This is a genomic window from Actinosynnema sp. NPDC091369, assembly GCF_044757065.1.
Taxonomy (GTDB): Bacteria; Actinomycetota; Actinomycetes; order Mycobacteriales; family Pseudonocardiaceae; genus Actinosynnema.
In genome coordinates, this window is sequence record NZ_JBIVUG010000002.1 from 925,035 (window position 1) to 948,367 (window position 23,333).

Genomic DNA, 23,333 nt, shown 5'->3' on the forward strand with positions numbered 1-23,333 from the left:
CGGTCGCCGAACCGGTCAGCCCAGGCACGACCGGACAGCCGCGGCCAGGTCGGCAGCCCTCGGGTCGTCCGGGCGGTAGTTCCACAGGGTGGTGACGTAGCCGAAGCCGACGCGGGCGTCGGGGTCGCCGAACGCGATCGACCCGCCCGAGCCCGGGTGGCCGAACGACGCCGGGCCGACCATCGGCAGCGGCGCGCACGACCGCCAGAAGCCCAACGACATGGCGAACGTGCGGTCGGCCGGGAGGTCCAGCCCGTCCGGCACCCCGTACATCCGGGTCTTGTCGGTCTGCACGACGGTCATCGCCTCGACCGTCGCCGGGTCGAGCAACCGCACGCCGTCGACCTCGCTCACCGTCGCCGCGTACATCCGGGCCAGCGACCGCGCGTCCGAGACCATGTTCGCGGCCGGGAACTCCGCCGCGCGCCACTCCCGCGTCCGGAAGTACCCGGAGTTCGGGTCCAGCGCCCCGCCGAGCGAACCCGCGTGCATCTGGACCGCGTCCGGCGTCCACATCGACTGCACCCACGCGGTGACCGTGTCCGCGTCGAGGCCGGTCGTCGCGATCATCCCGGCCAGCAGCTCCTCCACCGTGAACGGCGCGGCGTCCTCGAACCGGGCCACCCTCGGCTCCTGGTCCTCGGGCAGGCCGATCCAGGCGCTGAGCCCGAGCGGGCCGGCCACCTCCTCGGCGAAGAACGCGCCCAGCGTGCGGCCGGTGATCCGGCGCACGACCTCGCCGACCAGGTACCCGTAGGTGACGGCGTGGTAGACGTGCCGGGTGCCCGGCTCCCACAGCGGGGGCTGCGCTTCGAGCGCGCGGATGACCGGGTCCCAGGCGCACGCCTGCTCGAACGTCAGCGGCCCGTCCACCACCGGCAGGCCCGCCTGGTGCGACAGCAGCCAGCGCACCGGGATGCGCTCCTTGCCCGCCGCGCCGAACTCGGGCCAGTACCGGGTGACCGGGGCGTCCAGGTCCAGCAGACCGCGCTGGACCAGCAGGTGCGCGCAGATCGCGGCGGCGCCCTTCGTCGTGGACGCGACCTGGACGATCGTGTCCGAGGTCCAGGGCCGGTTGGTCGCGCGGTCGGCCAGCCCGTCCCACAGGTCCACGACGGGCTTGCCGTCCACGTAGACGCAGCACGCCGCCCCCACCTCGCCGGGGTGGTCGAAGTTCGCCCGGAACACGTCGGCGACCTTGCCCCAACCGTCCTCGACCACCGAGCCCACCGTGACCGCCATGTCGTGCTCCCTCTCACGTGGCGGGACCGGTCGTCCCGCGCTGGAGCCACGATCACGTGCCGCCCTGACACGGGGCAGCCACCGCCCTGACACGGCGCTGACGGCCCGGCTCCCGTCGCCGACGGCCCGTCCGAGTTACCCGGGCCGAGGTCGGGTGCGCCCTGGTTTCCCGAGGCGTTCCCCCGTCACTCATGTCGCCCCACCGCTCTCGGGACGCGCCGCCCGGCCGCCTTCCGCCAAGAACTGCCGGTAGACGAGCGCCAGCAGCGCCGCGTACGCGTGTTGCGCCCGACCGACCTCCCGGTCACGGCCCGACGCGGCCTCGACCCGGTCGATCCGCTGCGCGATGTCCTCCAGTTCGGCGAGCACGTCGACCGGCGCCGGCGTGAAGATGCCGCGCTCCACGTACCGGATCACCGTCGTCACGTACTCGTCCGCGACCGCCAAGTCGCCGTGCGTCCCGATCAGCTCCCGGTTCGACCCGCTCGGGGGGAACGGCAGTTGCCGTCACAGCGTGTAGGAGTCGATGAAGCCCAGCGTCCTTCCCTGTCCTCCAGTCGCTGGTGTACCGAAAACACCCCGTCGAGGCCGATGATCCCTCTCGCCCCCGCCGGGATCGGCCGAGCGCGCCCACCACCTCGAAGTGGTACTCGAAGCTAGCCCCGGCGCAGGCCGTCGAGCAGCAGCCCCAGCAGGCGATCGGCGCGCGCGGCGCGGTCCGGGCTGTCCTGGACGGCCCAGGCGAGCGCGCCGACGACCTTCAGCACGTCCTCGGCATCCGCGTCGGCGACGACGCCGCCCGCGTCCCGCGCCCGCGCCAGCAACGCGGCCCCCACCTCGAACACCCTGTCGTGCCAGGTCGACACCACGTCCGCCCGGCGATCGAGGGCCGAGGTCATCACGGCGGCCGACAGGCCCCGGTAGGTGAGGCCGTGGTGGAGCGCGGCGCGCAACCAGGTGGACAGCGCGTCGACCTCGTCCTCGGCCGTCAGCAGCCGCCGGCCGAGGTCGATCAACGCGGCCACCTGCCCGGCGAGCACCGCCTCGACCAGGTCCAGCCGGGTCGGGAAGTGCCGGTACAGCGTGCCGCTCGCCACGCCCGCCCGCCGCGCGATGTCGTCCAGCGACGCGTCCACGCCGGCTTCGGCGAACGCGATCCGCGCCTGCTCGACCAACCGCTCGTAGTTGCGCCGCGCGTCGGCGCGCATCGGCCGCGCGGCACGGACCTCCGGCTCGTCACCCGTCGGCACCGGCACCTCGTCGTTGCTGTCCGGGGATACGGTCCGTTACCGTGCCCGATTAACCGGACCGTGCCTCATCTTAGCGCAGGGAGGGTCGCCCGATGTCGCCACGAGACGTGCTGGAGCAGTACCGCCGAGCCGCCGTCGACCAGTCCGTCGACGACATGCGGCGGCTGTACGCGGTCGACGCCGTGCACGAGTTCCCGTTCGCGTTCCCCGGTGCGCCGTCCCGGCTGGAGGGCCGCGACGCCATCGTGGACTGGATCGCCGCCGGGTGGCGGTCCGCTGCCCTGAAGTACGAGCGCTACCGCACCCTCGCCGTGCACGACACCCGCGACCCGGACACGATCGTCGTGGAACAGGAAGCGCTGGGGACCGGCACGGTCACGGGTGGGTTCACGCTGCCCAACGTCGTGGTGCTCACCGCGCGCGGCGGGCAGGTCCACCGGCTGCGCGACTACGTCGACGTCCTGGCCGCCGCGACCGCGCTGGGACAGCGCTGATCGCGGCGGCCGGGACCGCTCAGTCCCGCCTGGCGCGACGCTTCCGGCTCAGGAACGCCAGTGCCGCGCCCGCGCCGAGCACCAGGACACCGAGCAGCACCACCCACGGCAGCCCGGAGACGCCGGTGGAGGCCAGCGAACCCGTCTGCTTGCCGGTCGGGGCCGTCGTGGTCGGGGCCGTGGTCGTCGGCGGCGCGGACGTCGTCGTGGTCGGCTCCGGTCCCGGGATGTGCACGCCCGCGTCGATGGTGTGGTCGACCTCGCCGGGGCTGTCCGGGGCGGTGACGGGCGCGAACCCGTTGCACAGCCGCCCGGTCGCGGGCGGGTCCACGTTGGAGTCGTGCACCCGGTCGTCACCCACAACCGGGAGCGTGAACCGCAGGTCGGTGGCGGGCGGTTGGTCCGGCACCGTGGCGGTGTCCGCGGTGCAGACGTCGAACTGCACCGTGTACTCCGCGCCGGGCACGAGCTCGTAGGCCGCGCCGACGCCGCCGAAGTAGTACTCGCCCGCCGCGTCGGTCTTCGTGGTGGCGACCGGCTTCCCGGTGGCGTCCAGCAGGGTGATGGTCGCGCCGGGCAGCCGCACGTCCGCCGGGTCCTGGACGCCGTTGCGGTCGCCGTCGAACCACACCAGGTTGCCGATCTGGATCGGCGCGTTCGCCGCCTGGTACGCCACGGCGCCGAGCCCGCCCGCCTTGCCGAACCCGTTCTGGTTCGGACCGACGAACTCGTAGGCGTTGGCGGCCGGGTCGTGGCCGGGCCCCGCGCCGGTCCTGACGTTGTAGTAGCCGGTGCCGCCGGCGGCGACGTTCACGGTCGGGTCCATCTGCGTGCTGACGGCCCAGTCCAGCTGCGGGATGTACGCCACCGCGCCCTGCGCGGCTTCCTGGTGCGCCGCCCGGCCCGCCGGTCCGCCCTGCGAGAAGTAGTCACCGGGGAAGTACTCGACCACCCTGCCGGCCTGCTGGCCGTCGTCGAGATCGTCGGCGTGGTCGGCGCAGGTCCCGGTGCCCTCCCAGGAGTAACCGCCGCCGGGGTCGGCGCACGCCATGACGATGTCGCCGCCGGAGAAGCCGTTCTGGTTGCCGTTCTCGCCCGGCCGCGGGTCCACCGAGCCCCAGCCCGCCGCGTCCATGAACCGGTCGCGGAAGCCGAGGATCATCGACCCGTCCCGGGTGAACGCCAGGCTCGCCAGGTGCGGCTGCGGGTCGATCAGCGCGCCGTTCGCCACGTCGTGGTCGCCCCAGGTCGCCAGGCGGGTGTCCCACGGGTTCCAGCCGTTGGTCTGCCCCGGCACGCTGCGGCCGGCGAGGACCTCACCGCGCTCGAAGCCGAGCTGCCGCGTCAGCACCGGCGTGAACCGGGTGCCGTCGTAGGTGGAGACCACGGCCTTGAGGTCCGCCCGGTCCTGCGTGCTCTCCGCGCTGCACACGCCGCCCACGTACAGCTTGGCGTCGTGCGCGGTCACGGAGAACGGCCGCCAGTCGGTGGCCGCCGCGCAGCCCGGGTCCGGGATCGGCACCGTGGCCGCGGGCGCCGAGGCCGCCGTCCCCGTGGCGTCGAAGCTGACCAGCGTGCGGGTCAGCAGGTTCACCGCGTACAGCGTGGCGCCGTCCTCCGACAGGGCCAGGCCGCCGATGCTCTCCTTGCCCGGCGCGTCGGTGAACCCGCCGTCCTTGATCAGGTTGGCCGTGTCGTGCGGCGTCACGGCCGCGCCCGGCACCTTCGCGAACAGGGTCGGCGCGCCGCCGCCGTCGACCGGCACGGTGTAGATCGCGTCACCGCCCTGCGGCCCGTACAGGGCGTGCCGCCGGGCGAACGCGCTCTGGAACAGCCGCCGCCGCTGCTTGTCGTAGGCCAACCCGAACGTCGTGCCGACCTGGGCCTGGGTGGCCAGCGTGGTCGGGCACGCGACGTCGGTGGGGCACGTGCCGCGGGTGTTCACCCCGAACGCGACCAGTGCCCGGGTGTCCGTCGCGTTGCCGCCGTTCTGCACCGGCACGAAGTACCGGGCGTCCGGGAGGGCGTAGTGGGCGGGGTTCCAGACGCCGGTGATCACGGAGTCGTTCTTGCCGTCCGAGACGTCGACGAAGGTGGTGAAGCTGTCGAAGTGGTTCGGCGCCGTCGAGGCGGGCGCCGCCCGCAAGTAGGCCCGGTGCGACTCGGGAACCGTGACGTCCACGCGGTAGTGGCCGCCGGTCAGCGCGGTGGACGGCGGCACCACGACCTTGCCGGTGGCGTCCGTGACGCCGGTGACGTGGTTGCCCGCGCGGTCGGACACGTCGACGGCCATGCCCTGCTGCGGCACGTCCATCGCCGTGTTGATCACGCCGGTGCCGAAGAAGTCGCGCAGCACCTGGACGGTCAGCGTGCCGTCCGCGGTCGACGCGGCGGCGTTCCCGGCCGTCGTCCCGGTGATCGCGCTGCTCACCAGCACCAGACCGGCCAAGCCCGCCCGGAGCGGCCTGCTCCTGCGCGTCCGGGATCTCCGGATCATCACTGTCCCCCTGTGGAAGTCGTTGTGGCCGTCACAGACAACCAGAACGGGGACAACGCGTGTGCCATACGTTCGGGTGAATTGGACGGGTGAATCATCGAACCTGTTAGCATTTCGCCGCGTGCCTAGGATTCGAGCCGGGAAAACCCTTCCGAGTCGGCCGTCCCGACGGTGGTGGGCGGTGGTCCTCGTCGGCGTCACCGCGGCGGCGATCGCGCTGGTCACGTTCCTGTTGGTCGATTCCCCCGCGCAGCCAACGGTTCCGCGCGCGCTGACCGCGGACGAGGCGGATCGGCTGGCCATCGCGCGTTTCCGCAATTATGAGGTCGGCGGTCGCGCCGTCACGATCACCGTGCCGACCACCGCGGGCGGCCTCGTGATCACCGGTTCCGTCGATTACCGAGCGGGACTCGGTTACGGCGTGGTGCGCGGCACCGGGCGCGACGCTTCCGGCGACGGGTTGATCCAGTGGAACGGCACCGCCGTTTTCTTCCACCCGACCGAGAATGCGCCTGGCACGGTGCCCGCGTCACCGCCGGGATGGGGGTGGCACGACCGTCCCTTGCAGACGACCGGCAGCGCGTTGGACAGCGCGTTGCTCATCGCGCTCAGCCTCGGCAGCGACCGCCCGGACAACGCGCAGCTGCTGCCGCAGAACGGCGCTTCGTGGGTCGGACAGGACGAGGTGCGCGGCCACCGGGTGGACGTGATGTCCGGGCCGGCCGCGCGCGGCAAGCCCGGCACCGCCGGGAACGTGCGGTACTGGGTCGACCCGGACGGCACCCTGCACCGGGTCGAGGCCGACGTGGCGTCCGAACCGGAGCCGGTGCTCGTGGACTTCGACACCCAGGACTACGTTGCGGTGCAACCGGTACCCGGGATCACCCCGGCGGGGTAGCCCGTCCCGTCACGGTGTCCGCACCACTGCGGACTCGGCGAGCAGGGTCGCCGCCGGGAGGGTGATCCCCGCGAGGTCCGGCAGCGCGGGCACGGCCGGGACGGCGGTGGGACCGGCGGTCGTGGCGTCCGGGAACCCGGGCTGTGCCGGGGGTGCGGCCACGTCGGTGAACGGGATGCCGCGCGGGGGTTGGGGCCTCGCCCAGGTGCCGGAGGGCGACGGGTCGGCGGCGGGGCACGCCGCGGCCGTCGCGAGCCCGTCCGGCGCGGTCGTCCCGAGGTCGTTGCCGCGCAGGCAGTTGCCCCGGCCGCGGGTGGCGGTCGGGAACGCCCAGCCGACGTCGACGCCGTTGCCGGTGAAGGTGTTCTCCAGGACCTGGTTGCCGTTCGGCGGGATGTCGGAGGTCGCGGTGATCACCAGGCCCGCGGTGGCGTTGCCCTCGACCCGGTTGCGCACGACCCGGTTGCCGCTGCCGCCGTCGATGCCGATGCCGACGCCCCACCCGCCGTCGGCCTGCTCGGGCGTCGCGGCCTGCTGGTTGACCGCGACCAGGTTGCCCGCGACCACGGCGTCCTCCTGCGGCAGCAGCTTCTCCTGGTGGTCGGAGCTGCTGGTGAGCCCGACCCGATTGCCGGTGAAGCGGTTGCCGACCACGTACACGTCCCCGCTCGCGTTGGTGCCCTCGTAGCCGACGGCGTTGAGCTCGGCGACGTTGTCCCGCACCACGACGCGGCAGGGCTTGCACTGTCCGACGTAGATGCCGGAGTCGGCCGAGCCCGACGCGTACGAGTGCTCGATGACCCCGTCCTGGGCGGAGAACGCGTAGATGCCGTACAGGCCGTTGCGGGTGGCGGTGACGTGGGAGACCAGGAACGACTTGAGGAACGTGACCGGCTCGTCGCCGGTGTCGTAGCCGCCGTCGCCCGGCGTGCCGGACGCCGCCGCGCGCGAGCCGGTGACCAGGACGCCGTTCTGCGTGTTGTTGCGCACGGTCAGGTTCTGCACGGCCACGCCGGGCGCGGTGACGACGATGCCGTTCGGCTGTCGCAGCCGCCCGTCGATGACGACGTCGTCGCGGGACTCGCCGCGCAGGGTGATCCGGGCCGTGTCGACCCGGACCGACTCGTGGTAGACGCCGGGTGCGACCAGGACCAGATCACCGGATCGGGCGAGTGACACGGCGGCGGAGATCGTCGGTGCGTCGGCCGGCACGCGGATCGTCACGTTCGCGCCGTCCGGCCGGGTGCCCGCGCCGGGTGGTTCTTCGTCGGCTCCGCAGCCGGCCAGCACCAACGCCGGCACCGTCACGATCGCGGCAAGGCCGAAGCGCAGCATGGGGTCCAGTCTGGCACGACGGGCGAAGTCGCCTGCGGTAGCCCGAATGTGGCACCCTCCACCCCGTGCGCCGAGCCGAAGAGCACCCGTCCCGCCGTGCTTTCCTCGGCGCCACCGCCACCGCGCTGGCCACCGGTCTCGCCGGGTGCGAGCCGGGCCCGACCCAGCCGGTCGCCTCCACCGCCGTGTCGCCGACGGGGCCGCACCAGGCGGGCGTCACGCGGCCCGGCGAGGCGCAGCCGAACCTGCTGGTGGTCGTGGCCGACGTCGCCGAGGGCGTGGCCGTCGGCCCGCTGCTGGCCGAGCTGGGCGAGGCGGTCCGCGAGGTGACCGCGGGGACCGACGCGCGGCTGCTGGGTCTCGCGCCGGGCGACCTGACCGTGACGATCGGGATCGGTCCCCGGCTGGTCCGCCTGGTCGACCCGTCGTTGCCGGGGGCGGCGGACCTCCCGTCGTTCTCCCGCGAGGAGGTCGACCCGCTCGCCCGGGGCGGCGACCTGCTGGTGCAGCTCTGCGCCGGTGACGCGGTCGTGCCGCCGGTCGTCGCCGCCGCGCTGCTGGGTCGGGCGGGTGACCGGGTGCGGGAGCGCTGGCGGCAGTCCGGCCGTCGCGGCGCGACCACGCCGGTGGAGCAGGGCGTCACGGCGCCGCGCAACGTCTTCGGCTTCGTGGACGGCATCGTGGGGCCGCACACGACCGATCAACAGCAGCGGCACCTCTGGCTGGCCGGCCCGGCTCCGGTCGCCGGCGGCACCCTCGCCGTGCTGCGCCGCATGGAGGTCGACCTGCCCCGGTTCGCCGCGTTACCGGCCGAAGCGCAGGAGGCGGTCTTCGGCCGGCGCCGCGACACCGGCGTCCCCCTGTCCGGCGGCACCGTCGCCGCTCCCCCGAACCTCAACGCCAAGACCCCGGACGGCCGCTACCTCATCCCGGCGGACGCCCACCTCCGCCGCGCCCACTCCGGCGTCGCCGGCGTGGGCCTCATGCTCCGCCGTTCCTACAGCATCGACACCCCGGGACCGGGTCTGCTGTTCATCAGCTTCCAGAACGACCTCCGCACGTTCACCACCACCCTGGCCCGCATGGACGACAACGACGCCCTCCTCCCCTTCACCACCACCACGGCCAGCGCGTCGTTCCTGATCCTCCCGGGCTTCACCCCCGAAAGCCCTCTGGGCGCAACCCTGTTCCGCTAGCGCCGCAGAGCAGGAGAACCTTGCGGAATCCGGGCCGGTCCCGAAAAGAGCGCTCTCACGGGTGCGCCACCAGGTACTTTGACCGCATGGCCACCGTTCACGCGCTGACGTTGTACCCGATCAAGGGGTGTGCGGGGGTCGTCGTGGACCGGGCCCGGGTCACCCCGACCGGGTTGGCCCACGACCGGCTCTTCGCCCCCGTCGGTCCCAAGGGGTCGATCGTCTGGCAGGGCGAGGCGCCCCGGCTGGCGGCGGTCCGGGTGCGGGTGCTGCACGACGGCGCGAAGCTGGCGTTGAGCGCACCCGGGGCGGGCGAGCTGCTGGTGGACGTGGTGACGGACGGCGAGGTCCGGCCGGTCGAGGTGGAGAAGTGGCCGGGCACCGGGGTCGACCAGGGTGACGAGGCGGCGGAGTGGTTGTCCGAGGCGATCGGCACGCCGGTCCGCCTGGTGCGCGAGCCGTCCCGGGAAGACCGGGCCCGCGACGGGGTCGACCCCACCGCGCTGCACGTCCTGTCACTGTCCACTTTGGACGACCTGAACGAGCGGATCGCGCGGCGCGGTGCACGACCGGTGCCCATGGACCGGTTCCGGCCCAACGTGGTGATCAGCGGCTGGCCCGAGCCGCACACCGAGGACCGCGTGGGCCGGATGGCGGTCGGCGGCGTCGAGGTCGGTTTCGGCGAGCTGGCCATCCGCTGCGCGGTCACGCTGGTCGACCAGCCGACCGGGGTGCGCGTCGGCCCCGAACCGCTGCGCACGCTGGCCGACTACCGCCGCGAGCCCGACGGCGTCAGCTTCGGCCTGAAGGCGTCCGTGCTGGTCCCCGGCGACATCGCGGTGGGCGACGAGGTCACCGTCACCGAGTGGCGTTGAGCGGGGACCGACCCGTCCGGGACGCCGCGGGGCGGGTCGACCCGTCAGCAGCCACCCGCGGCCCGCGCCCGTGACGCGTCACGCGCCCGGCTGGTTGGTGGCGATCACGACGGCCGCCGCGGTGGTCCAACCCAGGGTGGCGTAGAGCGCCCGTCCTTCCGGGCTCGCGAGGAGGATGCCGTGGCGCGCGCCGCGGCTCACGGCTTCCGCCGCCAGGGTCGCCACCACCGCGCTGCCCAGGCCCCGGCGGCGGTGGGGTGGGGCGGTCTCGATCCGGTCGAAGACGGCGTCCCCGCCGGTGATCGCGGCCTGACCGCTCGCGGCGGGTTCGTCGGACGAGTGCCGCACCTCCACCTTGACCACTCCGGTCCCGCCGGCGGTGACCCGGTAGCCCTCCGGGACCGCGCGTCCGGGGTGGTCGACCAGGGGACGGGTCATCAGCCACTCCCGGGTGGCCCTGAGGTGGAGGCCGGCGGCGCGCAGGACGCGTTCGACGTCGTCGGGGTCGGTCGTGGGCACGGTCAACCAGGTGGCCTTCCCGTCGGCCGCCGCCTCGTCGGCCAAGGCGCGCACCGCGGTCCGGTCGGCGTGCAGGGCCAGCATTTCACGGTAGCGGCCCGGACGGTGCTGGAGCAGGTGCAGGGCACCGCCCGCCTCCTGCGGGGTGGCCCATCCCCGGCACGCGCTCCAGCCGCGCTCCCAGCGGCGGACCAGGTCGGTGAGGGAGGTGTCGGTCGGTGCGGAGTCGGTCGTCATTGTTGCAACTATATGGCAGTAAGTCGGGAGGTGAAGCGCACAAGGCCCCGAACGGCCGCGACCGTGCCACCCGTTCTCACCACGCCGACCCCGGCCACTCGGCGGCTTTGCGCAACATCACCCGAATGGCCGATGCCAATCGGGGGTGCCGTGCCAACACTGACCACGCTGGGAGCGCTCCCAGAGAGCGCATGTGACAACGCCCGGCAGCTACCCGGTTCCCCCGCACCACGCCTGGAACCGCTGAAGTCCCCGTCGTCGATCAACGAAGATTTGGCGGTAGACATGCTTCACCCTTCTGGGAGCGCTCCCACTCCGGGAGTCCTCACCGTGCGGGTCCCGTCCCGCCCCGCTTCCCTGTGGCGGGTGTCGGCGGTGCTCGGCGCCTGCCTCGCGCTGCTGACGACCCTGCTGGCGACGTTCGGCGCGGGCACGGCCTCCGCGCACGGCGCCGTCAGCGACCCGCCCGCGCGCCAGTACGCCTGCTACCACCGGTGGCCCAACGGCCCGACGCAGCAGATGGCCACCGAAGACCCCATGTGCTACAAGGCGTGGCAGGCCGACTCGTCGGCGATGTACAACTGGAACGGCCTGTTCCGCGAGGGCGTCGCCGGCAACCACGAGGCGGCCATCCCCGACGGTCAGCTGTGCAGCGCCGGCTTGGCGCACAACGGGCGCTACGCCGCGTTCGACGAGCCCGGCAACTGGAAGACCGTCGACCGCCCGAGCCGGTTCACCCTGAACCTGCACGACCAGTCGTCGCACGGCGCCGACTACATGCGCGTCTACGCCACGCGGCAGGGCTTCGACCCCAAGACCCAGAAGCTGCGCTGGAGCGACCTGGAGCTGGTCGGCCAGACCGGCAAGATCCCCACCGGCTCCACCACGCCGGTCGAGGTCAACGCGCCCGGCCGCACCGGCCACCACGTCCTCTACACGGTGTGGCAGGCCAGCCACCTCGACCAGTCCTACTACTTCTGCAGCGACGTCAACTTCACCGGCGGTGGCCAGACCACGACCACCACGACCACCAGCACCACCACTACGACCACGACCAGCACGACGACCACGACCACGGACGTCCCGGCCCGGGGCTGCTCGGCGGTGCTGCGCACGACGTCCCAGTGGAACGGCGGCTTCCAGGCCGAGGTGCGCGTGACCGCCGGGTCCGCGCCCATCACCGGTTGGGCGGTGACCTGGACCTTCGCCAACGGCGAGCGGATCAACTCGATCTGGAGCGCCGCCGCGACGACGACCGGCACCTCGGTCACCGCGCGCAACGTCAACTACAACGGCGCGCTCGGCGCCGGGGCGAGCACCACGTTCGGCTTCGTCGCCTCCGGCGCGCTCGGCACCCCTTCCCTCACCTGCACCGCGTCCTGACCGCGTGCTGACGTGCCGCCGGCCGCACCACCACGGCGCGGCCGGCGGCCCGCGCGGTGCCGTCCACCCCGGACGACGGATCTCAGGACGTCTCCCGAACGGCCCGACGCCAAGCGGCGGCGCGCAGCAGGCGCAGGCCGTTCAGCGCGACGATGATCGTGGACCCCTCGTGCCCGGCGACGCCGAGCGGCAGCGGGAGGGTGCCGACGAGGTCCCACACCACCAGGCCGGCCATGAACGCGCCGGCGATGACCAGGTTGGCGACCACGACGCGGCGGGCCCGTCGGGACAGCGCGATCACGGCGGGGATCGTGGTGAGGTCGTCGCGGACCACGACGGCGTCGGCGGTTTCCAGCGCGAGGTCGGCGCCCGCGCCACCCATCGCGATGCCGGTGTGCGCGGCGGCCAGCGCGGGCGCGTCGTTGATGCCGTCACCCACCACGGCCACCCGGTGCCCGTCGGCCTCCAGTCCGCGCACGGCGGCGACCTTGTCCTCCGGCAGCAACCCGGCGCGCACGTCGGTGATGCCGACCCGGCCGGCGAGCCGGTCCGCGGTGGCGCGGTTGTCGCCGGTGAGCAGGACGGGCGTGGCGCCGGTGAGCCCGGTGACCGCCGCGACGGTGGCGGCGGCCTCGGCCCGGGGCTGGTCGGTGAGGCCCAGCACCCCGACCAGGTCCCCGTCGCGGAGCACGACCACGGCGGTGTGCCCGCGCCGTCGCAGCTCCTCGACGGCGGCCGGCGGTGCGCCCGCCGGCAGCAGCGCCGCCGGTGATCCGACCTGCACGAGGTGGCCCTCGACCCGGGCGGAGACGCCGCGACCGGGTTCGGCGGAGAACTCCACGGCGACGGGCAGGTCCAGGCCGCGGTCGCGGGCCGCGCGGACGACGGCGGCGGACAGCGGGTGTTCGCTGGGGTGTTCGGCGGCGGCAGCGAGGCGCAGCAATCGGTCCTCTGTGGACTGTGCGCCGTCGAGCGCGCGGATCTCCGAGAGTTCGGGCGTTCCACGGGTCAGCGTGCCGGTCTTGTCGAACGCCACCCTGGTCGTCGCGCCGAGTCGTTCCATCACCACGGCGGACTTCACGAGCACGCCGTGCCGCCCGGCGTTGGCGATCGCGGCCAGCAGCGGCGGCATCGTGGCGAGCACGACGGCGCACGGCGACGCGACGATCATGAACGTCATCGCCCTCAGCAACGACTCCCGCAACGCCTCGCCCCACAGCAGGGGGACGGCGAACACGGCCAGCGTGGCGGCGACCATGCCGACCGAGTAGCGCTGCTCGACCTTCTCGACGAACAACTGGGTCTTCGCCCTGGTCCGGCTCGCCTCCTCCACCAGGGTGGCGATGCGCGCCACCACGAAGTCCTCGGCGCGGCGGTCCACCCGCACCCGCAGGGAGCCGGTGCCGTTCAGCGTCCCGGCGAACACCCCGTCCCCCGAGGTCTTGTCCACGGGCAGCGGTTCCCCGGTGACGGTGGCCTGGTCCACCTCGCTCCCGCCCGCGACCACCGTGCCGTCGGCGGCGATCCGCTCGCCCGGCCGCACGAGGACCACGTCGCCGACCGCCAGGTCGGCCGCCCGCACGACGTGCTCGCCGCCATCGGGGTCCAGGCGGGTGGCCACGTCGGGGGCGAGGTCCAGCAGGCCGCGCACGGAGTCCTCGGTGCGGGCGGTGGCCAGCGCCTCCAGCGCGCCCGAGGTGGCGAAGATGACGATCAGCAGGGCGCCCTCCACCACCTGCCCGATCGCGGCGGCCCCGATCGCGGCGACGACCATCAGCAGGTCGACGTCGAGCGTTCGGTCCCGCAGCGCCCTCAGCCCCGCCAGCCCCGGCTCCCACCCGCCGGCGGCGCAGCAGCCCAGGTACAGCGCCCACCACAGCCAGGACGGTCCGCCGAGCAGGTGCGCGGCCAGCCCCGCGAGGAAAAGCGCGAGCGCCGCGGCGGCCCACCGGGCCTCCGGCAGCGCGAGCAGCCGGGTCCGGCGCGGCGGCGCGGCGGACCGCCGGACCGGGGCGAGCGGGGTCGGTGTGGCGGTGGTGGAAGCCACGGGGGCACCTCCGGGAACGACGATCGGCCGCCCGACCATAACAGAACACATGAAGATGTCTTCATGCATCACCCGGAAGTTAGACTGCGCGACCATGGGACACGGGGCGGAGGGTCACGGCCGACCGGCCGGGCGGCTGGACGCCGAGGCCGCCGCGCACGTGGCCACCACGTTGCAGGCCCTGGCGACCGCCAGCCGGCTGCTGATCCTGAGCGAACTGCGCCAGGGACCCCGCCCGGTCACCGAGCTGGCCGAGGCGATCGGCATGGAGCAGTCGGCGGTGTCGCACCAGTTGCGCCTGCTGCGCAACCTCGGCCTGGTCATCGGCACCCGCACCGGCCGCAGCATCGTCTACAGCCTGCACGACAACCACGTCGCCCAACTGCTGGACGAGGCCGTCTACCACAGCGAGCACCTCCGGCTCGGCCTGGCCGACCGCCCCGACGCGGGCTGACCGACACCTGATCACCCCGCCACGCCGCCGTGGCTATATTGGTGTTGATTATCGTTGTCGAACGACGACCTGGGGGGCTCATGTCCGCGTCACCGCTCGTCCCGCTGCGCGGCGGCCCCCGGATGACGCCCCAGCGCCAGGCGGTGCTGCGCGTGCTGACCGGCCTGCCCGGCCCGACCACCGCGAACGCGATCCACCACCTGCTGCGGTCCGAGGGCGAGCGGATCGGCCTGACCACCGTCTACCGGCACCTGACCTCACTGGTGGACGCGGGTGCCGCCGCCCTCACGCGCGACCGGGCGGGCCGCCACCTGTTCCACCTCCGGACCGACACCCACGACCACTACCTCACGTGCGTGCGGTGCGGGCGCACGGCGGGCGTGGACACCGCCGCGGTCACGCGGTGGGCCGTCGAGACGGCGACGGCGCACGGGTTCGCGGACGTCCAGGTGGAGGTCGAGATGGCCGGGCGGTGCGGTCGATGCCCCTGACGGTCCCTCAGAGGTCTTCCATCTCGTCGTGCCACCCGGTGAACGGGTCGACGAACTCCAGCTCGTCGGCCAGCGCCAGCTCCTCGTCGGTCACCAGCGCCTCGCGCAGCGCCGCCGTGACCTCGTCCGGCACCGCGGAGGTGGTGATGACCACCAGCTCCTGCGACCGGTCGCCGAAGCGGGGGTCCCACACCGCCGACGCGACCGCCCGGCGCTCGGCGGGGTACTCCGACCAGTCGTCCACGGCGGCGAGCCAGGGGCCGAGGTTGCCGACGTTCAGGCCGCCGCCCGCGGATTCCAGCCACAGCGCGACGTCCGGCTGACCGGCCAGCCACACCCGCCCGCGCGTGCGCACGACACCGTCGAGCAGCACGTCGATGGCCTTGTGCAACCGCATGGGGTGGAACGGGCGGCGCTCGGTGAAGTGGACGACGGCCACGCCGTGGGCCGGCCGCAGCGGCGGCTGCCCGTGCAGCAGGGGGCCGAACCCGTCGTCGAACCGACCCCGCCGCGCGCCCTCGGGGATCGCCGCCAGCAGCTCCGACACGTCCAGCCGGTCGCGGTCGCGGCGCGGCGCGAGGGGTGACAGCCGGTCCAGCACGGCGCCCAGGACGGGGTCGCCGCCGGCACCGGTCAGCACGATCGCGTCGGCGAACTCGGCCTGGCCCACGACCACCTGCGCCACGGTCCGCTCGTCGCCCTCGACCGCGCCCAGGCCGCGCTCGGCCAGCGTGTCGTCGCCGGTCGCGTCGGCGAGCCAGGTGGCGCGGTCGACCACCGCGATCACGGCCCGGACCCGCACGTCGACCTCGCGCAGGGCGAAGCAGACCGCCTCGGGCTCCAGCGCCGGGTCCAGGTGCACGACCACGCGACCGCCCAGGCGCTCCAGCAGCGGCAGCAGGTCCAGGCGCAGGGTGCACGAGACGCAGCCGTGCGCGAGTTCGAGCACGGTCAGCTCGCCGTCCACCCAGCGGCGCACCACGCCCTGGGCCAGGTCGCGCAGGTCGTGCCGGACCAGCACCGATCCCGGCGTCGCGCGCCAGACCTCTTCGGCCACGTCGTGCTGCGCCAGGCCGGACACCAGTAGGACCTCGGTTCCCATGTGGGTTAGCCTAACGGAAACGATTGTCGTTTCAAACTGGAGGTAGCGTGTCGTCACGGCACTGCCAGGTCACCGGGCGCAAGCCCGGCTTCGGCAAACAGGTCTCGCACTCCCACCGGCGCACCTCGCGCCGGTGGCTGCCCAACACGCAGCGGCGCCGGTTCTGGCTGCCCTCGGAGAACCGGCACGTCGTGCTGACCCTCTCGACCAAGGGCATCAAGACCGTCGACAAGCGCGGCATCGAGGCCGTGGTGGCCGAGCTTCGCCGCCAGGGGGTGAAGGTCTGATGGCCAAGAGCACCGACGTGCGGCCGATCATCAAGCTCCGCTCCACCGCGGGCACCGGCTACACCTACGTGACCCGCAAGAACCGCCGCAACGACCCGGACCGGCTGGTGCTGCGCAAGTTCGACCCGGTCGTGCGCCGCCACGTCGACTTCAAGGAGGAGCGCTGATGGCCAAGAAGTCCAAGATCGCCAAGGACCGGCAGCGGCGCGAGACCGTCGCCCGGCACGCCGAGCGGCGCGCGGAGCTGAAGGAGGTCATCCGCACCGACCCCGAACGGCGTGACGCGGCCCAGCGGGCGTTGCAGAAGCTGCCGCGCGACGCGTCGCCCACCCGGCTGCGCAACCGCGACACCGTGGACGGCCGTCCCCGCGCGGTGTTCCGCGCGTTCGGGCTCTCCCGGATCAGGCTGCGCGAGATGGCCCACCGGGGCGAGCTGCCCGGCGTGACCAAGTCGAGCTGGTAGGAGGAGGACCGTGCCCCGCCCCGAGCGCCCCGCCAAGCGCCGCGTGAACGCCCTGCACAAGGAGGGCGTGACCACAGTGGACTGGAAGGACGTGGCGCTGCTGCGCAAGTTCATCTCCGACCGCGGCAAGATCCGGTCCCGCCGGGTCACCGGTCTGACGCCGCAGCAGCAGCACCAGGTCGCCACCGCCATCAAGAACGCCCGCGAGATGGCGTTGCTCCCCTACCCCAGCAAGGGTCGCTGACCGATCCCGGTGCGCCCCGTCGTCACGGCGGGGCGCACCGCACTCCCCCGACAGGTTGACATGACTCCCGATACGCGCGTCCCGGTCACCGTGCTGTCCGGCTTCCTCGGCGCGGGCAAGACCACCCTGCTCAACCACGTGCTCGCCAACCGGGAAGGACGCCGGGTGGCCGTGGTGGTGAACGACATGAGCGAGGTCAACATCGACGCCTCCCTCGTCGCCGGCCGCGGCGGTGAGCGGCTGGTCGAGCTGACCAACGGCTGCATCTGCTGCACCCTGCGCGAGGACCTGCTCGAGAGCGTCGGCGCGCTGGCCCGCGAAGGCCGCTTCGACACGATCCTCATCGAGTCCACCGGCATCTCCGAGCCGATGCCGGTCGCGGCCACGTTCGAGTGGACCTTCGAGGACGGCACCAGCCTGTCCGACCACGCCCGCCTGGACACCATGGTCACCGTGGTGGACGCGGTCGGGTTCCTGGCCGAGCTGGAGCGCGGCGACCGGCTGGCCGAGCGCGACCTCGCCGCGGCCGAGGACGACGAGCGCGGGATCTCCGACCTGCTGGTGGACCAGGTCGAGTTCGCCGACGTGCTGGTGCTGAACAAGACCGACCTGGCCACGCCCGACCTGCTCGCCACCACCGAGGGCCTGCTGCGCGAGCTCAACCCGAACGCCCGGCTGATCCGCTCGCGGCGCGGGGTGGTGGACCTGGCGGACGTGCTCGACACGGGTCGCTACGACCCGGTCACGGCCGCCACGGCACCGGGTTGGGCCGCGGAGCTGGCCGGGTCGCACACCCCGGAGACCGAGGAGTACGGCATCCGCTCGGTCACCTACCGCGCCGACCGGCCGTTCCACCCGCAACGCCTGGCCGCCGCGCTGGCCGATTGGGAAGGGGTGCTGCGCAGCAAGGGTTTCTGCCACGTCGCCAGCCGGCCGCACACGCTCGCGGTGTGGTCGCAGGCGGGCCCGAACCTGACCATCGAGCCGGGCGAGCTGCTCGCCGGCCACGCGGCCCGGCAGGAGCTGGTGTTCATCGGCGTCCGCCTGGACCGCGACGAGCCCCGGCGCAGGCTCGACCCGGCGCTGCTCACCGACGCCGAGCTGGCCGCCGGCCCCGCGGCGTGGCGGCGGTTCCCCGACCCGCTGCCGCCGTGGGACGACGTCGACGCGCACGACCACGAGCACGTGTTCCCGCTCCCCCGCCTCCCGCTGGGGCGCTGACCCACCCGATCGGCGACGTCCGGGCCGGGGCCCGGTCACAGGTAGCGGCAGGGCAGGTCGAAGTACCACGTCTCCGGCTCGTGGTCCAGGCGGCCCGCCGGCGCGCCCTCGCCGCACTGGGCCCGTGCCCGGGCGACGCTGTCACCCCACGGGACCCCGGTCAGCACGACCTCGGGCTCCCGCAGGTGCTGGCTCACGCTGACCAGCACCACGAACGCGATCACCGACCGGGCCGCCATCACCGCCAGGCGCCGCCGCTGCCCCGCGGGCACGGCGGCCAGGCCCACGGCCATCGCGGTGAACAGGAACAGGCACGGGGCGATGCTGTAGCGCTGCCCGGCCAGCACCACGTCCGGCTGCTGCACCTGCAGGACCGCGGCCCAGTTGGCGGTCAGCGACACCACGATCACGATCGCGCTGAGCGCGACCCCCAGCGACGCCACCAGCCGGCCCGCCCGGTCGGCCCACCACAAACCCGCCGCGATCGGCAGGGCCGCCGCCAGCACCGCGGCCACGACCGGCAGGTTGCCCTGCTCGGGGTAGATCCGGGCGACCTGCTCCGACCCGGTGAACGCCACCACCGGCACCCGCAGCACGCTCGCCAGCACCACCTGCACCGGGTCTACCGCGTCGTGCGAGTAGGGGTTCCGCTCGGCGAACAGCATCACCACGCCCTGCGCCAGCGCGCCCGCGAGGAACGCGACGGGCACCTCCTTGCGCGGCAGGGCCGACCGCAGCAGCGCGATCGGCACGAGCAGGAGCGCCAGCGGGCTCGACAGGGCGGCCAGGAGCACGAACAGCGCGACCGGCACCCGCGGGGCGTTGCGCCACAGCAGCGCCCAGAACATCCCGTAGAGCAGGAACCAGTGCAGGTTCGTCATGTTGTTGACCGGCTCGGAGTTGCCGGCCGGCAGCACCACCACGAGCGCCGCGAGCGCGAACCTCAAGGGCACCCACCGCAGGTACGCGCCCGACGCCGCGAACGTGATCAGGGCGACCGCGGCGCGCAGCACCGCCGCCGAGACGGCGAAGCCCGCGGCGGCCCACTCCAGCGGGAGCAGCGCGACCGGCTCGGCCACCAGCCGGGGCAGCGCGTGCAGGTACCCGCCGTAGGGCGTCACCAGGTTCGACCACGCCGGCCGCGTCAGCGCGTCCACCAGGAAGCGCGCGCCGTCCTCGGCCCACAGGTGGTCGAGCCGGGACCGGCCCGCCGGGATCAGCAGCAGGAACCCGACCGCGCCCAGGAACCCGAGCGCGTACCCGGTCGCGGTCCGCCCGCGCGGGGCGGGAGGTTCGGACGGCGGCGGCAGCAGGCCGTCGGCCACCGCGCGCAGCCGCCGTCCGCCGGTTCTCGGCGGGTCCTCGGTCGTCACCGTCATCCGGCGGCCCTCCCCTGCGCCCGTGGACTAGGTAGCGGGAAAGTACCCGCACCCCCGCGGGCGTCTTCCGGTCAGGGTGCGGTGAGTTCCCCGCCCCGCTCGTAGAGCGACCACTGCTGCGCGGACACGGCCGTGATCGGGGAGGAGTTCAGCGCGGCCACGTCGATCGAGCCGACCACCCACAGCTTCCCGTCCAGCACCAGCCCGACCACGCCGTCCGGCGAGCGCACGGCCTCGGCGCCGGCGGGCACGCGGGCCGCGACCGGCAGCGAGTCGACCACGGCGGGCCGTTGCGCCAGCACGCCGCGGGAGAGCTCCTTGGCCACCGACCGGCGTTCGAAGCGCAGCACCTCGTCGCCCACCACCAGGTCGACCGTGTTCTCCGGCGACGGCACGGCGAAGCGGTCGAGCGCGCTCACCTCGGCCGTCGTGGCGCAGCCCGCCAGGCCGACCGCGTCGAGGCCGAAGTGCCGGATGTCCGTCGGCGCGTTCGCCCCGCCGATCACGGTGGAGCGCAGCACGTCCAGCGACACCCGCCCGCACGGGTCGGTCGGGTCGACCGGCGCGTGCCCCTCGGCGGTGCGCACCAGACCCGGCCCCTCGCGCCACGCGCCCGGGATCAGCACCGGGTCGTACGGCTGGCGGGTGAAGTCGGCGTTCCAGAACGTGATCGTGGTGCCCGCGTCGGTCGAGTGGGCGATCGCGAACGCCGACGCGGCGTCGATCCACATCCAGTCCGCGCTGAACGCCTCCACCACCGACCGGGTGCGCGGCTGGTTCGTCGCGGGCACCGGCGACATGCCCTTCTCCCCCAACGCCTCGACGCCCTTGCCGAACAGGGGGTCGCGGGAGCGCAGCACGTACTGGCCGGCGCCGTTCGGGTGCGACGCGCGGCCGGTGGTGTCGGTGAACATCAGGTAGAACCAGCCGTCGACGTACACGACGGACTGCTGGCCCGCGCCGTAGGCGTTCTCGCGGATCACGTCGTTGGCGGGCACGACGATCGGTTGGCCGTTGTTCGCCCGGGTCCAGGTGATGCCGTCGGGGCTGCTCGCGACGCCGATGGAGCTGCCGTTGGCGTGGTTGTCGCGGGCCGCGCCCGTGTAGTACATGTAGTAGACGCCGCCGACGTGGACCACCGACGGGTCGCACACGTGCATCGCGTCGAACCCGGTGGTGCTGCCGGAGAAGACGGGCGCGGCCGTGCTGAACGGGCCGTCCGGCGACGGTCCCTCGCTGTGGAGGATGTCGTCGCCGCCGGGCTGCGCGATGCTCATCTGGCTGCACCACCACGCCCGGACCCGACCGCCTTCCCGCAGCACGGCGGGCGCGTAGTTGTACGGCGCGTCACCGACGCCCTGGATCACCACGCCGGCGCTCTCCCGCGGCCGGTCGACGGCGAGCGCGAGCTTCTTCGGCGCCGGGCGCGGTGCAGGTGCGGACGACGTGGTCTCCGACGCGGAGGTCATCGGCACCGAGCCGCTGGCGACCGGGTCGCTGCACGCCGTCACCGTGCCCACGAGTGCGGAGGCAGCAAGCAGCGCGAGAAGCCGTCGACCCGGGGACACGTCGCCCAGTCTAGTGGCCGCTCATACGTGTGAGTGAGGGGTGCTCACGGTCCGTGCCGACCAGCTCACCTTTACCACTGCTTTACTAATCGGCGGTCGTCCCTGATAATGGGCGCCGAGGGGAGTACTTCCCAAGTGCCTGGCCGGTCAGTACGGACATCCCGTCGATGTCCCCGGCAGGCCGCCCGAGAGGGTGAAGGAGACCTCGGACTTCGCTGTTCGAGGAGCCCTTGATGCCTGTGCACGTCGCCGCTTCGGCGAGCCCGGTCGAGTCCATCGGGTCGCCGGGTCTGTGGTTCACCAGCATCGCCGTCCTGGTGGCGCTGCTGGTGGCCGACTTCGTGGTCACCCGCCGCCCGCACGAGGTGTCTCTGCGGGAAGCCGCCGGGTGGTCGGTGTTCTACCTCGCGCTGCCGGTGGTGTTCGGGTTCTGGCTGTGGCAGGCGTTCGACACCGACCGGGCGCTGGAGTTCATGACCGGCTTCGTGGTCGAGAAGTCGTTGTCGGTGGACAACCTGTTCGTCTTCATGCTGCTGCTGGCCGCCTTCGCCGTGCCGAACGAGGTGCAGCAGCGGGTGCTGCTCTACGGCATCGTCGGCGCGCTGGTGCTGCGCGGCGTGTTCATCGCGGCCGGCGCGGCCATGCTGTCGGCCGGCACGTGGGCGTTCCTGGTGTTCGGGCTGGTGCTGTTCGCCTCGGCGGTGAAGATCCTGCGCGAGGCGATGGCCGGGCACGGCGGGGAGCGCGACATCAACGAGATGCGTTCGGTCCGGCTGCTGCGCCGGTTGATGCCGGTCACCGACGACTACCGGGGCGCCCGCCTGACCGTCCGCGAGCACGGCCGACGCGCGCTCACGCCCCTGGCCGTCGTGGTCGTGGCGGTGTTCGCCACCGACGTGGTCTTCGCCGTCGACTCCGTGCCCGCGGTCTACGGCATCACCGACGACCCGTACCTGGTGTTCGCCACCAACGCCTTCGCCCTGCTCGGCCTGCGCGCCCTGTACTTCGTGCTGCACACCGCGCTGGCGAAGCTCGTCCACCTCAACCACGGGTTGGCGATCATCCTCGCGTTCATCGGCGCGAAGCTCGTGCTGCACTGGGCGCACGGCATCTGGCCCGCCGTGCCGGAGATCCCGACGCCGCTCTCCCTCGGGGTGATCATCGTCGTGCTCGCCACGGTCACCGTGACGAGCCTGCGCTCCCGCCGCCGCGTCGACCGGCCGGCGGAGCAGCCCGTCGACTGACCGCCACCCCACCAGCCCGGCGGCGGCGTCCACCGGCACCAACCCCCAGTGCCAGGACGCCGCCGCCTGCCAGTTCCGCGCGGACGCCGCGCGCAGGTGCACGGTCACGTGCAGGTCAGCCGCGTTGGCCCAGGTCCAGCCGGTCGCGCAGGCCGGCGGCGGTGAACGCGGCGACCAGGGCGTCCTGCCCCTCGGTGAAGTGCGACCAGCTGTCGTAGTGGACCGGCACGACCTGGCGCGCGCCGAGGACCTCGGCCGCCCGGGCGGCCTGGGCGCTGTCCAGGACGATGACCTGGCCGTCGAAGAGGATCGGGAAGCGGGGAGCGCCGGCGAAGAGGATGGCCGTGTCCACCGGGCCGAAGCGGGCGGCGATCTGCTCGACCGCGTCCAGCGAGGCGTTGTCGCCGCTGACGTAGACCGTCGGCAGGCCGTCGCCGGTCAGCACGAAGCCGACGACCTGGCCGGTGATCGGTTCGACCTCCGCGCGGTCGCGCGGCCCGTGGACGGCGGGCACGCCGGTGACCGTGACCGAACCGCCGTCCGGCCGGTCGAGCCGGACGGACTCCCAGTCGGCCAGACCCCTGGCCCGCTCCCCCAGCCGCTGCCCGCCGCCGGGCGTGGTGAGGGTGAGCGGGACGTCGGCGAGCAGCGCCCGGCCCGCGTTGTCCAGGTTGTCGGGGTGCTCGTCGTGCGAGAGCAGCACCACGTCGACGCGGCCGAGGTCGGCGGGCGCGGCGGCGGGCGGCGCGGTCTTGGTCAGCAGGCCGCGCGGCACCGGGTACTCGCCGGGCTCGTCGAACGTCGGGTCGGTCAGGAAGGTCAGCCCGCCGTAGGTGAACAGGGCGGTGGGGCCGCCGAAGACGCGGACGGGGAGCCGTGCGCCGAGGGTGTCGGTCATCAGAACCTC

24 protein-coding genes are annotated in these 23,333 nt (G+C 73.5%); 13 read left to right on the forward strand and 11 right to left on the reverse strand.

The window, feature by feature from the left end:
* Nucleotides 1–15: 15 nt before the first annotated feature.
* From ACIQMJ_RS12265 to ACIQMJ_RS12275, 3 genes are all read right to left on the reverse strand, one after another.
* Nucleotides 16–1,242, reverse strand: a complete 1,227-nt coding sequence (locus ACIQMJ_RS12265) for a serine hydrolase domain-containing protein (RefSeq protein ID WP_499761009.1) — start codon at nt 1,240–1,242, stop codon at nt 16–18.
* Nucleotides 1,243–1,431: 189 nt separating this feature from the next.
* Nucleotides 1,432–1,668, reverse strand: coding sequence for a hypothetical protein (locus ACIQMJ_RS12270; RefSeq protein WP_499761010.1), 237 nt, complete (start codon nt 1,666–1,668; stop codon nt 1,432–1,434).
* Between the two features lie 230 nt (nt 1,669–1,898).
* A complete protein-coding gene (locus tag ACIQMJ_RS12275) occupies nt 1,899–2,492 on the reverse strand; it encodes a TetR/AcrR family transcriptional regulator (RefSeq protein WP_499761011.1) in 594 nt (197 codons plus the stop codon).
* 92 nt (nt 2,493–2,584) lie between these two features.
* Between ACIQMJ_RS12275 and ACIQMJ_RS12280 the strand changes: the two genes are divergently transcribed.
* Nucleotides 2,585–2,986: a nuclear transport factor 2 family protein gene (locus ACIQMJ_RS12280; RefSeq protein ID WP_499761012.1), complete on the forward strand. Its 402-nt coding sequence runs from the start codon at nt 2,585–2,587 to the stop codon at nt 2,984–2,986.
* 19 nt (nt 2,987–3,005) lie between these two features.
* On the opposite strand, the gene ACIQMJ_RS12285 is transcribed toward ACIQMJ_RS12280, so the two are convergent.
* Nucleotides 3,006–5,483, reverse strand: a complete 2,478-nt coding sequence (locus tag ACIQMJ_RS12285) for an SdrD B-like domain-containing protein (RefSeq protein WP_499761013.1) — start codon at nt 5,481–5,483, stop codon at nt 3,006–3,008.
* A 181-nt stretch (nt 5,484–5,664) separates the two neighbouring features.
* Between ACIQMJ_RS12285 and ACIQMJ_RS12290 the strand changes: the two genes are divergently transcribed.
* The gene (locus tag ACIQMJ_RS12290; protein ID WP_499761014.1) at nt 5,665–6,381 is read left to right on the forward strand and encodes a hypothetical protein; all 717 of its coding nucleotides are present in this window, start codon (nt 5,665–5,667) and stop codon (nt 6,379–6,381) included.
* A gap of 9 nt (nt 6,382–6,390) precedes the next feature.
* Here the strand turns inward: ACIQMJ_RS12290 and ACIQMJ_RS12295 are convergent, their stop codons facing one another.
* Nucleotides 6,391–7,716 (reverse strand): right-handed parallel beta-helix repeat-containing protein, encoded by a 1,326-nt coding sequence (locus ACIQMJ_RS12295; protein ID WP_499761015.1) that lies wholly within the window; start codon nt 7,714–7,716, stop codon nt 6,391–6,393.
* Nucleotides 7,717–7,781: 65 nt separating this feature from the next.
* On the opposite strand from ACIQMJ_RS12295, the gene ACIQMJ_RS12300 reads away from it, so the two are divergent.
* Complete coding sequence (locus tag ACIQMJ_RS12300) at nt 7,782–8,912, forward strand: Dyp-type peroxidase (RefSeq protein ID WP_499761016.1); 1,131 nt, start codon at nt 7,782–7,784, stop codon at nt 8,910–8,912.
* Between the two features lie 86 nt (nt 8,913–8,998).
* Nucleotides 8,999–9,787 (forward strand): MOSC domain-containing protein, encoded by a 789-nt coding sequence (locus ACIQMJ_RS12305; protein WP_499761017.1) that lies wholly within the window; start codon nt 8,999–9,001, stop codon nt 9,785–9,787.
* Nucleotides 9,788–9,865: 78 nt separating this feature from the next.
* Here the strand turns inward: ACIQMJ_RS12305 and ACIQMJ_RS12310 are convergent, their stop codons facing one another.
* Complete coding sequence (locus ACIQMJ_RS12310) at nt 9,866–10,543, reverse strand: GNAT family N-acetyltransferase (RefSeq protein WP_499761018.1); 678 nt, start codon at nt 10,541–10,543, stop codon at nt 9,866–9,868.
* Between the two features lie 330 nt (nt 10,544–10,873).
* Between ACIQMJ_RS12310 and ACIQMJ_RS12315 the strand changes: the two genes are divergently transcribed.
* Nucleotides 10,874–11,926, forward strand: coding sequence for a lytic polysaccharide monooxygenase auxiliary activity family 9 protein (locus tag ACIQMJ_RS12315; RefSeq protein ID WP_499761019.1), 1,053 nt, complete (start codon nt 10,874–10,876; stop codon nt 11,924–11,926).
* Nucleotides 11,927–12,008: 82 nt separating this feature from the next.
* Here the strand turns inward: ACIQMJ_RS12315 and ACIQMJ_RS12320 are convergent, their stop codons facing one another.
* Nucleotides 12,009–13,973, reverse strand: a complete 1,965-nt coding sequence (locus ACIQMJ_RS12320) for a heavy metal translocating P-type ATPase (protein WP_499761020.1) — start codon at nt 13,971–13,973, stop codon at nt 12,009–12,011.
* Nucleotides 13,974–14,067: 94 nt separating this feature from the next.
* Between ACIQMJ_RS12320 and ACIQMJ_RS12325 the strand changes: the two genes are divergently transcribed.
* Nucleotides 14,068–14,427, forward strand: a complete 360-nt coding sequence (locus ACIQMJ_RS12325) for an ArsR/SmtB family transcription factor (RefSeq protein ID WP_499761021.1) — start codon at nt 14,068–14,070, stop codon at nt 14,425–14,427.
* An 80-nt stretch (nt 14,428–14,507) separates the two neighbouring features.
* Nucleotides 14,508–14,918 (forward strand): Fur family transcriptional regulator, encoded by a 411-nt coding sequence (locus tag ACIQMJ_RS12330; protein WP_499761022.1) that lies wholly within the window; start codon nt 14,508–14,510, stop codon nt 14,916–14,918.
* A gap of 7 nt (nt 14,919–14,925) precedes the next feature.
* On the opposite strand, the gene mrf is transcribed toward ACIQMJ_RS12330, so the two are convergent.
* On the reverse strand, nt 14,926–16,020 hold the full coding sequence (gene mrf / locus ACIQMJ_RS12335) for a ribosome hibernation factor-recruiting GTPase MRF (RefSeq protein ID WP_499761023.1): 1,095 nt from the start codon (nt 16,018–16,020) through the stop codon (nt 14,926–14,928).
* A gap of 47 nt (nt 16,021–16,067) precedes the next feature.
* On the opposite strand from mrf, the gene rpmB reads away from it, so the two are divergent.
* The 5 genes from rpmB to ACIQMJ_RS12360 are packed head-to-tail and all read left to right on the forward strand — an operon-like array spanning nt 16,068 to nt 18,235.
* On the forward strand, nt 16,068–16,307 hold the full coding sequence (rpmB, locus tag ACIQMJ_RS12340) for a 50S ribosomal protein L28 (protein WP_499761024.1): 240 nt from the start codon (nt 16,068–16,070) through the stop codon (nt 16,305–16,307).
* On the forward strand, nt 16,307–16,474 hold the full coding sequence (gene rpmG / locus ACIQMJ_RS12345) for a 50S ribosomal protein L33 (protein WP_033439124.1): 168 nt from the start codon (nt 16,307–16,309) through the stop codon (nt 16,472–16,474). The genes rpmB and rpmG overlap by 1 nt, the downstream gene beginning before the upstream one ends.
* Entirely contained in the window at nt 16,474–16,770 is a 297-nt protein-coding gene (gene rpsN, locus ACIQMJ_RS12350; RefSeq protein ID WP_499761025.1) for a 30S ribosomal protein S14, read from the forward strand. Before rpmG ends, rpsN begins: the two co-directional genes overlap by 1 nt.
* 10 nt (nt 16,771–16,780) lie before the next feature.
* Nucleotides 16,781–17,014: a 30S ribosomal protein S18 gene (rpsR, locus tag ACIQMJ_RS12355; protein ID WP_499761026.1), complete on the forward strand. Its 234-nt coding sequence runs from the start codon at nt 16,781–16,783 to the stop codon at nt 17,012–17,014.
* 60 nt (nt 17,015–17,074) lie between these two features.
* A complete protein-coding gene (locus ACIQMJ_RS12360) occupies nt 17,075–18,235 on the forward strand; it encodes a GTP-binding protein (protein ID WP_499761027.1) in 1,161 nt (386 codons plus the stop codon).
* A gap of 35 nt (nt 18,236–18,270) precedes the next feature.
* Here ACIQMJ_RS12360 and ACIQMJ_RS12365 read toward each other — a convergent pair whose 3' ends face one another.
* Both ACIQMJ_RS12365 and ACIQMJ_RS12370 read right to left on the reverse strand, forming a co-directional pair.
* A complete protein-coding gene (locus ACIQMJ_RS12365) occupies nt 18,271–19,614 on the reverse strand; it encodes a hypothetical protein (RefSeq protein ID WP_499761028.1) in 1,344 nt (447 codons plus the stop codon).
* A gap of 71 nt (nt 19,615–19,685) precedes the next feature.
* Nucleotides 19,686–21,182, reverse strand: coding sequence for a glycoside hydrolase family protein (locus ACIQMJ_RS12370; protein ID WP_499761029.1), 1,497 nt, complete (start codon nt 21,180–21,182; stop codon nt 19,686–19,688).
* 233 nt (nt 21,183–21,415) lie between these two features.
* Here ACIQMJ_RS12370 and ACIQMJ_RS12375 point away from each other — a divergent pair, with 233 nt between their 5' ends.
* On the forward strand, nt 21,416–22,426 hold the full coding sequence (locus ACIQMJ_RS12375; RefSeq protein ID WP_499761030.1) for a TerC/Alx family metal homeostasis membrane protein: 1,011 nt from the start codon (nt 21,416–21,418) through the stop codon (nt 22,424–22,426).
* A 115-nt stretch (nt 22,427–22,541) separates the two neighbouring features.
* Here ACIQMJ_RS12375 and ACIQMJ_RS12380 read toward each other — a convergent pair whose 3' ends face one another.
* Complete coding sequence (locus tag ACIQMJ_RS12380; protein ID WP_499761031.1) at nt 22,542–23,324, reverse strand: MBL fold metallo-hydrolase; 783 nt, start codon at nt 23,322–23,324, stop codon at nt 22,542–22,544.
* Nucleotides 23,325–23,333 lie beyond the last annotated feature (9 nt).

What these genes read in the sequence shown, in the direction of transcription:
- ACIQMJ_RS12265 (WP_499761009.1), bottom strand. Translation starts at nt 1,242, where the DNA reads ATGGCGGTCACGGTGGGCTCGGTGGTCGAGGACGGTTGGGGCAAGGTC.
- ACIQMJ_RS12280 (WP_499761012.1), top strand. Translation starts at nt 2,585, where the DNA reads ATGTCGCCACGAGACGTGCTGGAGCAGTACCGCCGAGCCGCCGTCGAC.
- ACIQMJ_RS12285 (WP_499761013.1), bottom strand. Translation starts at nt 5,483, where the DNA reads ATGATCCGGAGATCCCGGACGCGCAGGAGCAGGCCGCTCCGGGCGGGC.
- ACIQMJ_RS12295 (WP_499761015.1), bottom strand. Translation starts at nt 7,716, where the DNA reads ATGCTGCGCTTCGGCCTTGCCGCGATCGTGACGGTGCCGGCGTTGGTG.
- ACIQMJ_RS12305 (WP_499761017.1), top strand. Translation starts at nt 8,999, where the DNA reads ATGGCCACCGTTCACGCGCTGACGTTGTACCCGATCAAGGGGTGTGCG.
- ACIQMJ_RS12310 (WP_499761018.1), bottom strand. Translation starts at nt 10,543, where the DNA reads ATGACGACCGACTCCGCACCGACCGACACCTCCCTCACCGACCTGGTC.
- ACIQMJ_RS12325 (WP_499761021.1), top strand. Translation starts at nt 14,068, where the DNA reads ATGGGACACGGGGCGGAGGGTCACGGCCGACCGGCCGGGCGGCTGGAC.
- ACIQMJ_RS12330 (WP_499761022.1), top strand. Translation starts at nt 14,508, where the DNA reads ATGTCCGCGTCACCGCTCGTCCCGCTGCGCGGCGGCCCCCGGATGACG.
- mrf (WP_499761023.1), bottom strand. Translation starts at nt 16,020, where the DNA reads ATGGGAACCGAGGTCCTACTGGTGTCCGGCCTGGCGCAGCACGACGTG.
- rpmG (WP_033439124.1), top strand. Translation starts at nt 16,307, where the DNA reads ATGGCCAAGAGCACCGACGTGCGGCCGATCATCAAGCTCCGCTCCACC.
- rpsN (WP_499761025.1), top strand. Translation starts at nt 16,474, where the DNA reads ATGGCCAAGAAGTCCAAGATCGCCAAGGACCGGCAGCGGCGCGAGACC.
- ACIQMJ_RS12360 (WP_499761027.1), top strand. Translation starts at nt 17,075, where the DNA reads ATGACTCCCGATACGCGCGTCCCGGTCACCGTGCTGTCCGGCTTCCTC.
- ACIQMJ_RS12365 (WP_499761028.1), bottom strand. Translation starts at nt 19,614, where the DNA reads ATGACGGTGACGACCGAGGACCCGCCGAGAACCGGCGGACGGCGGCTG.
- ACIQMJ_RS12375 (WP_499761030.1), top strand. Translation starts at nt 21,416, where the DNA reads ATGCCTGTGCACGTCGCCGCTTCGGCGAGCCCGGTCGAGTCCATCGGG.
- ACIQMJ_RS12380 (WP_499761031.1), bottom strand. Translation starts at nt 23,324, where the DNA reads ATGACCGACACCCTCGGCGCACGGCTCCCCGTCCGCGTCTTCGGCGGC.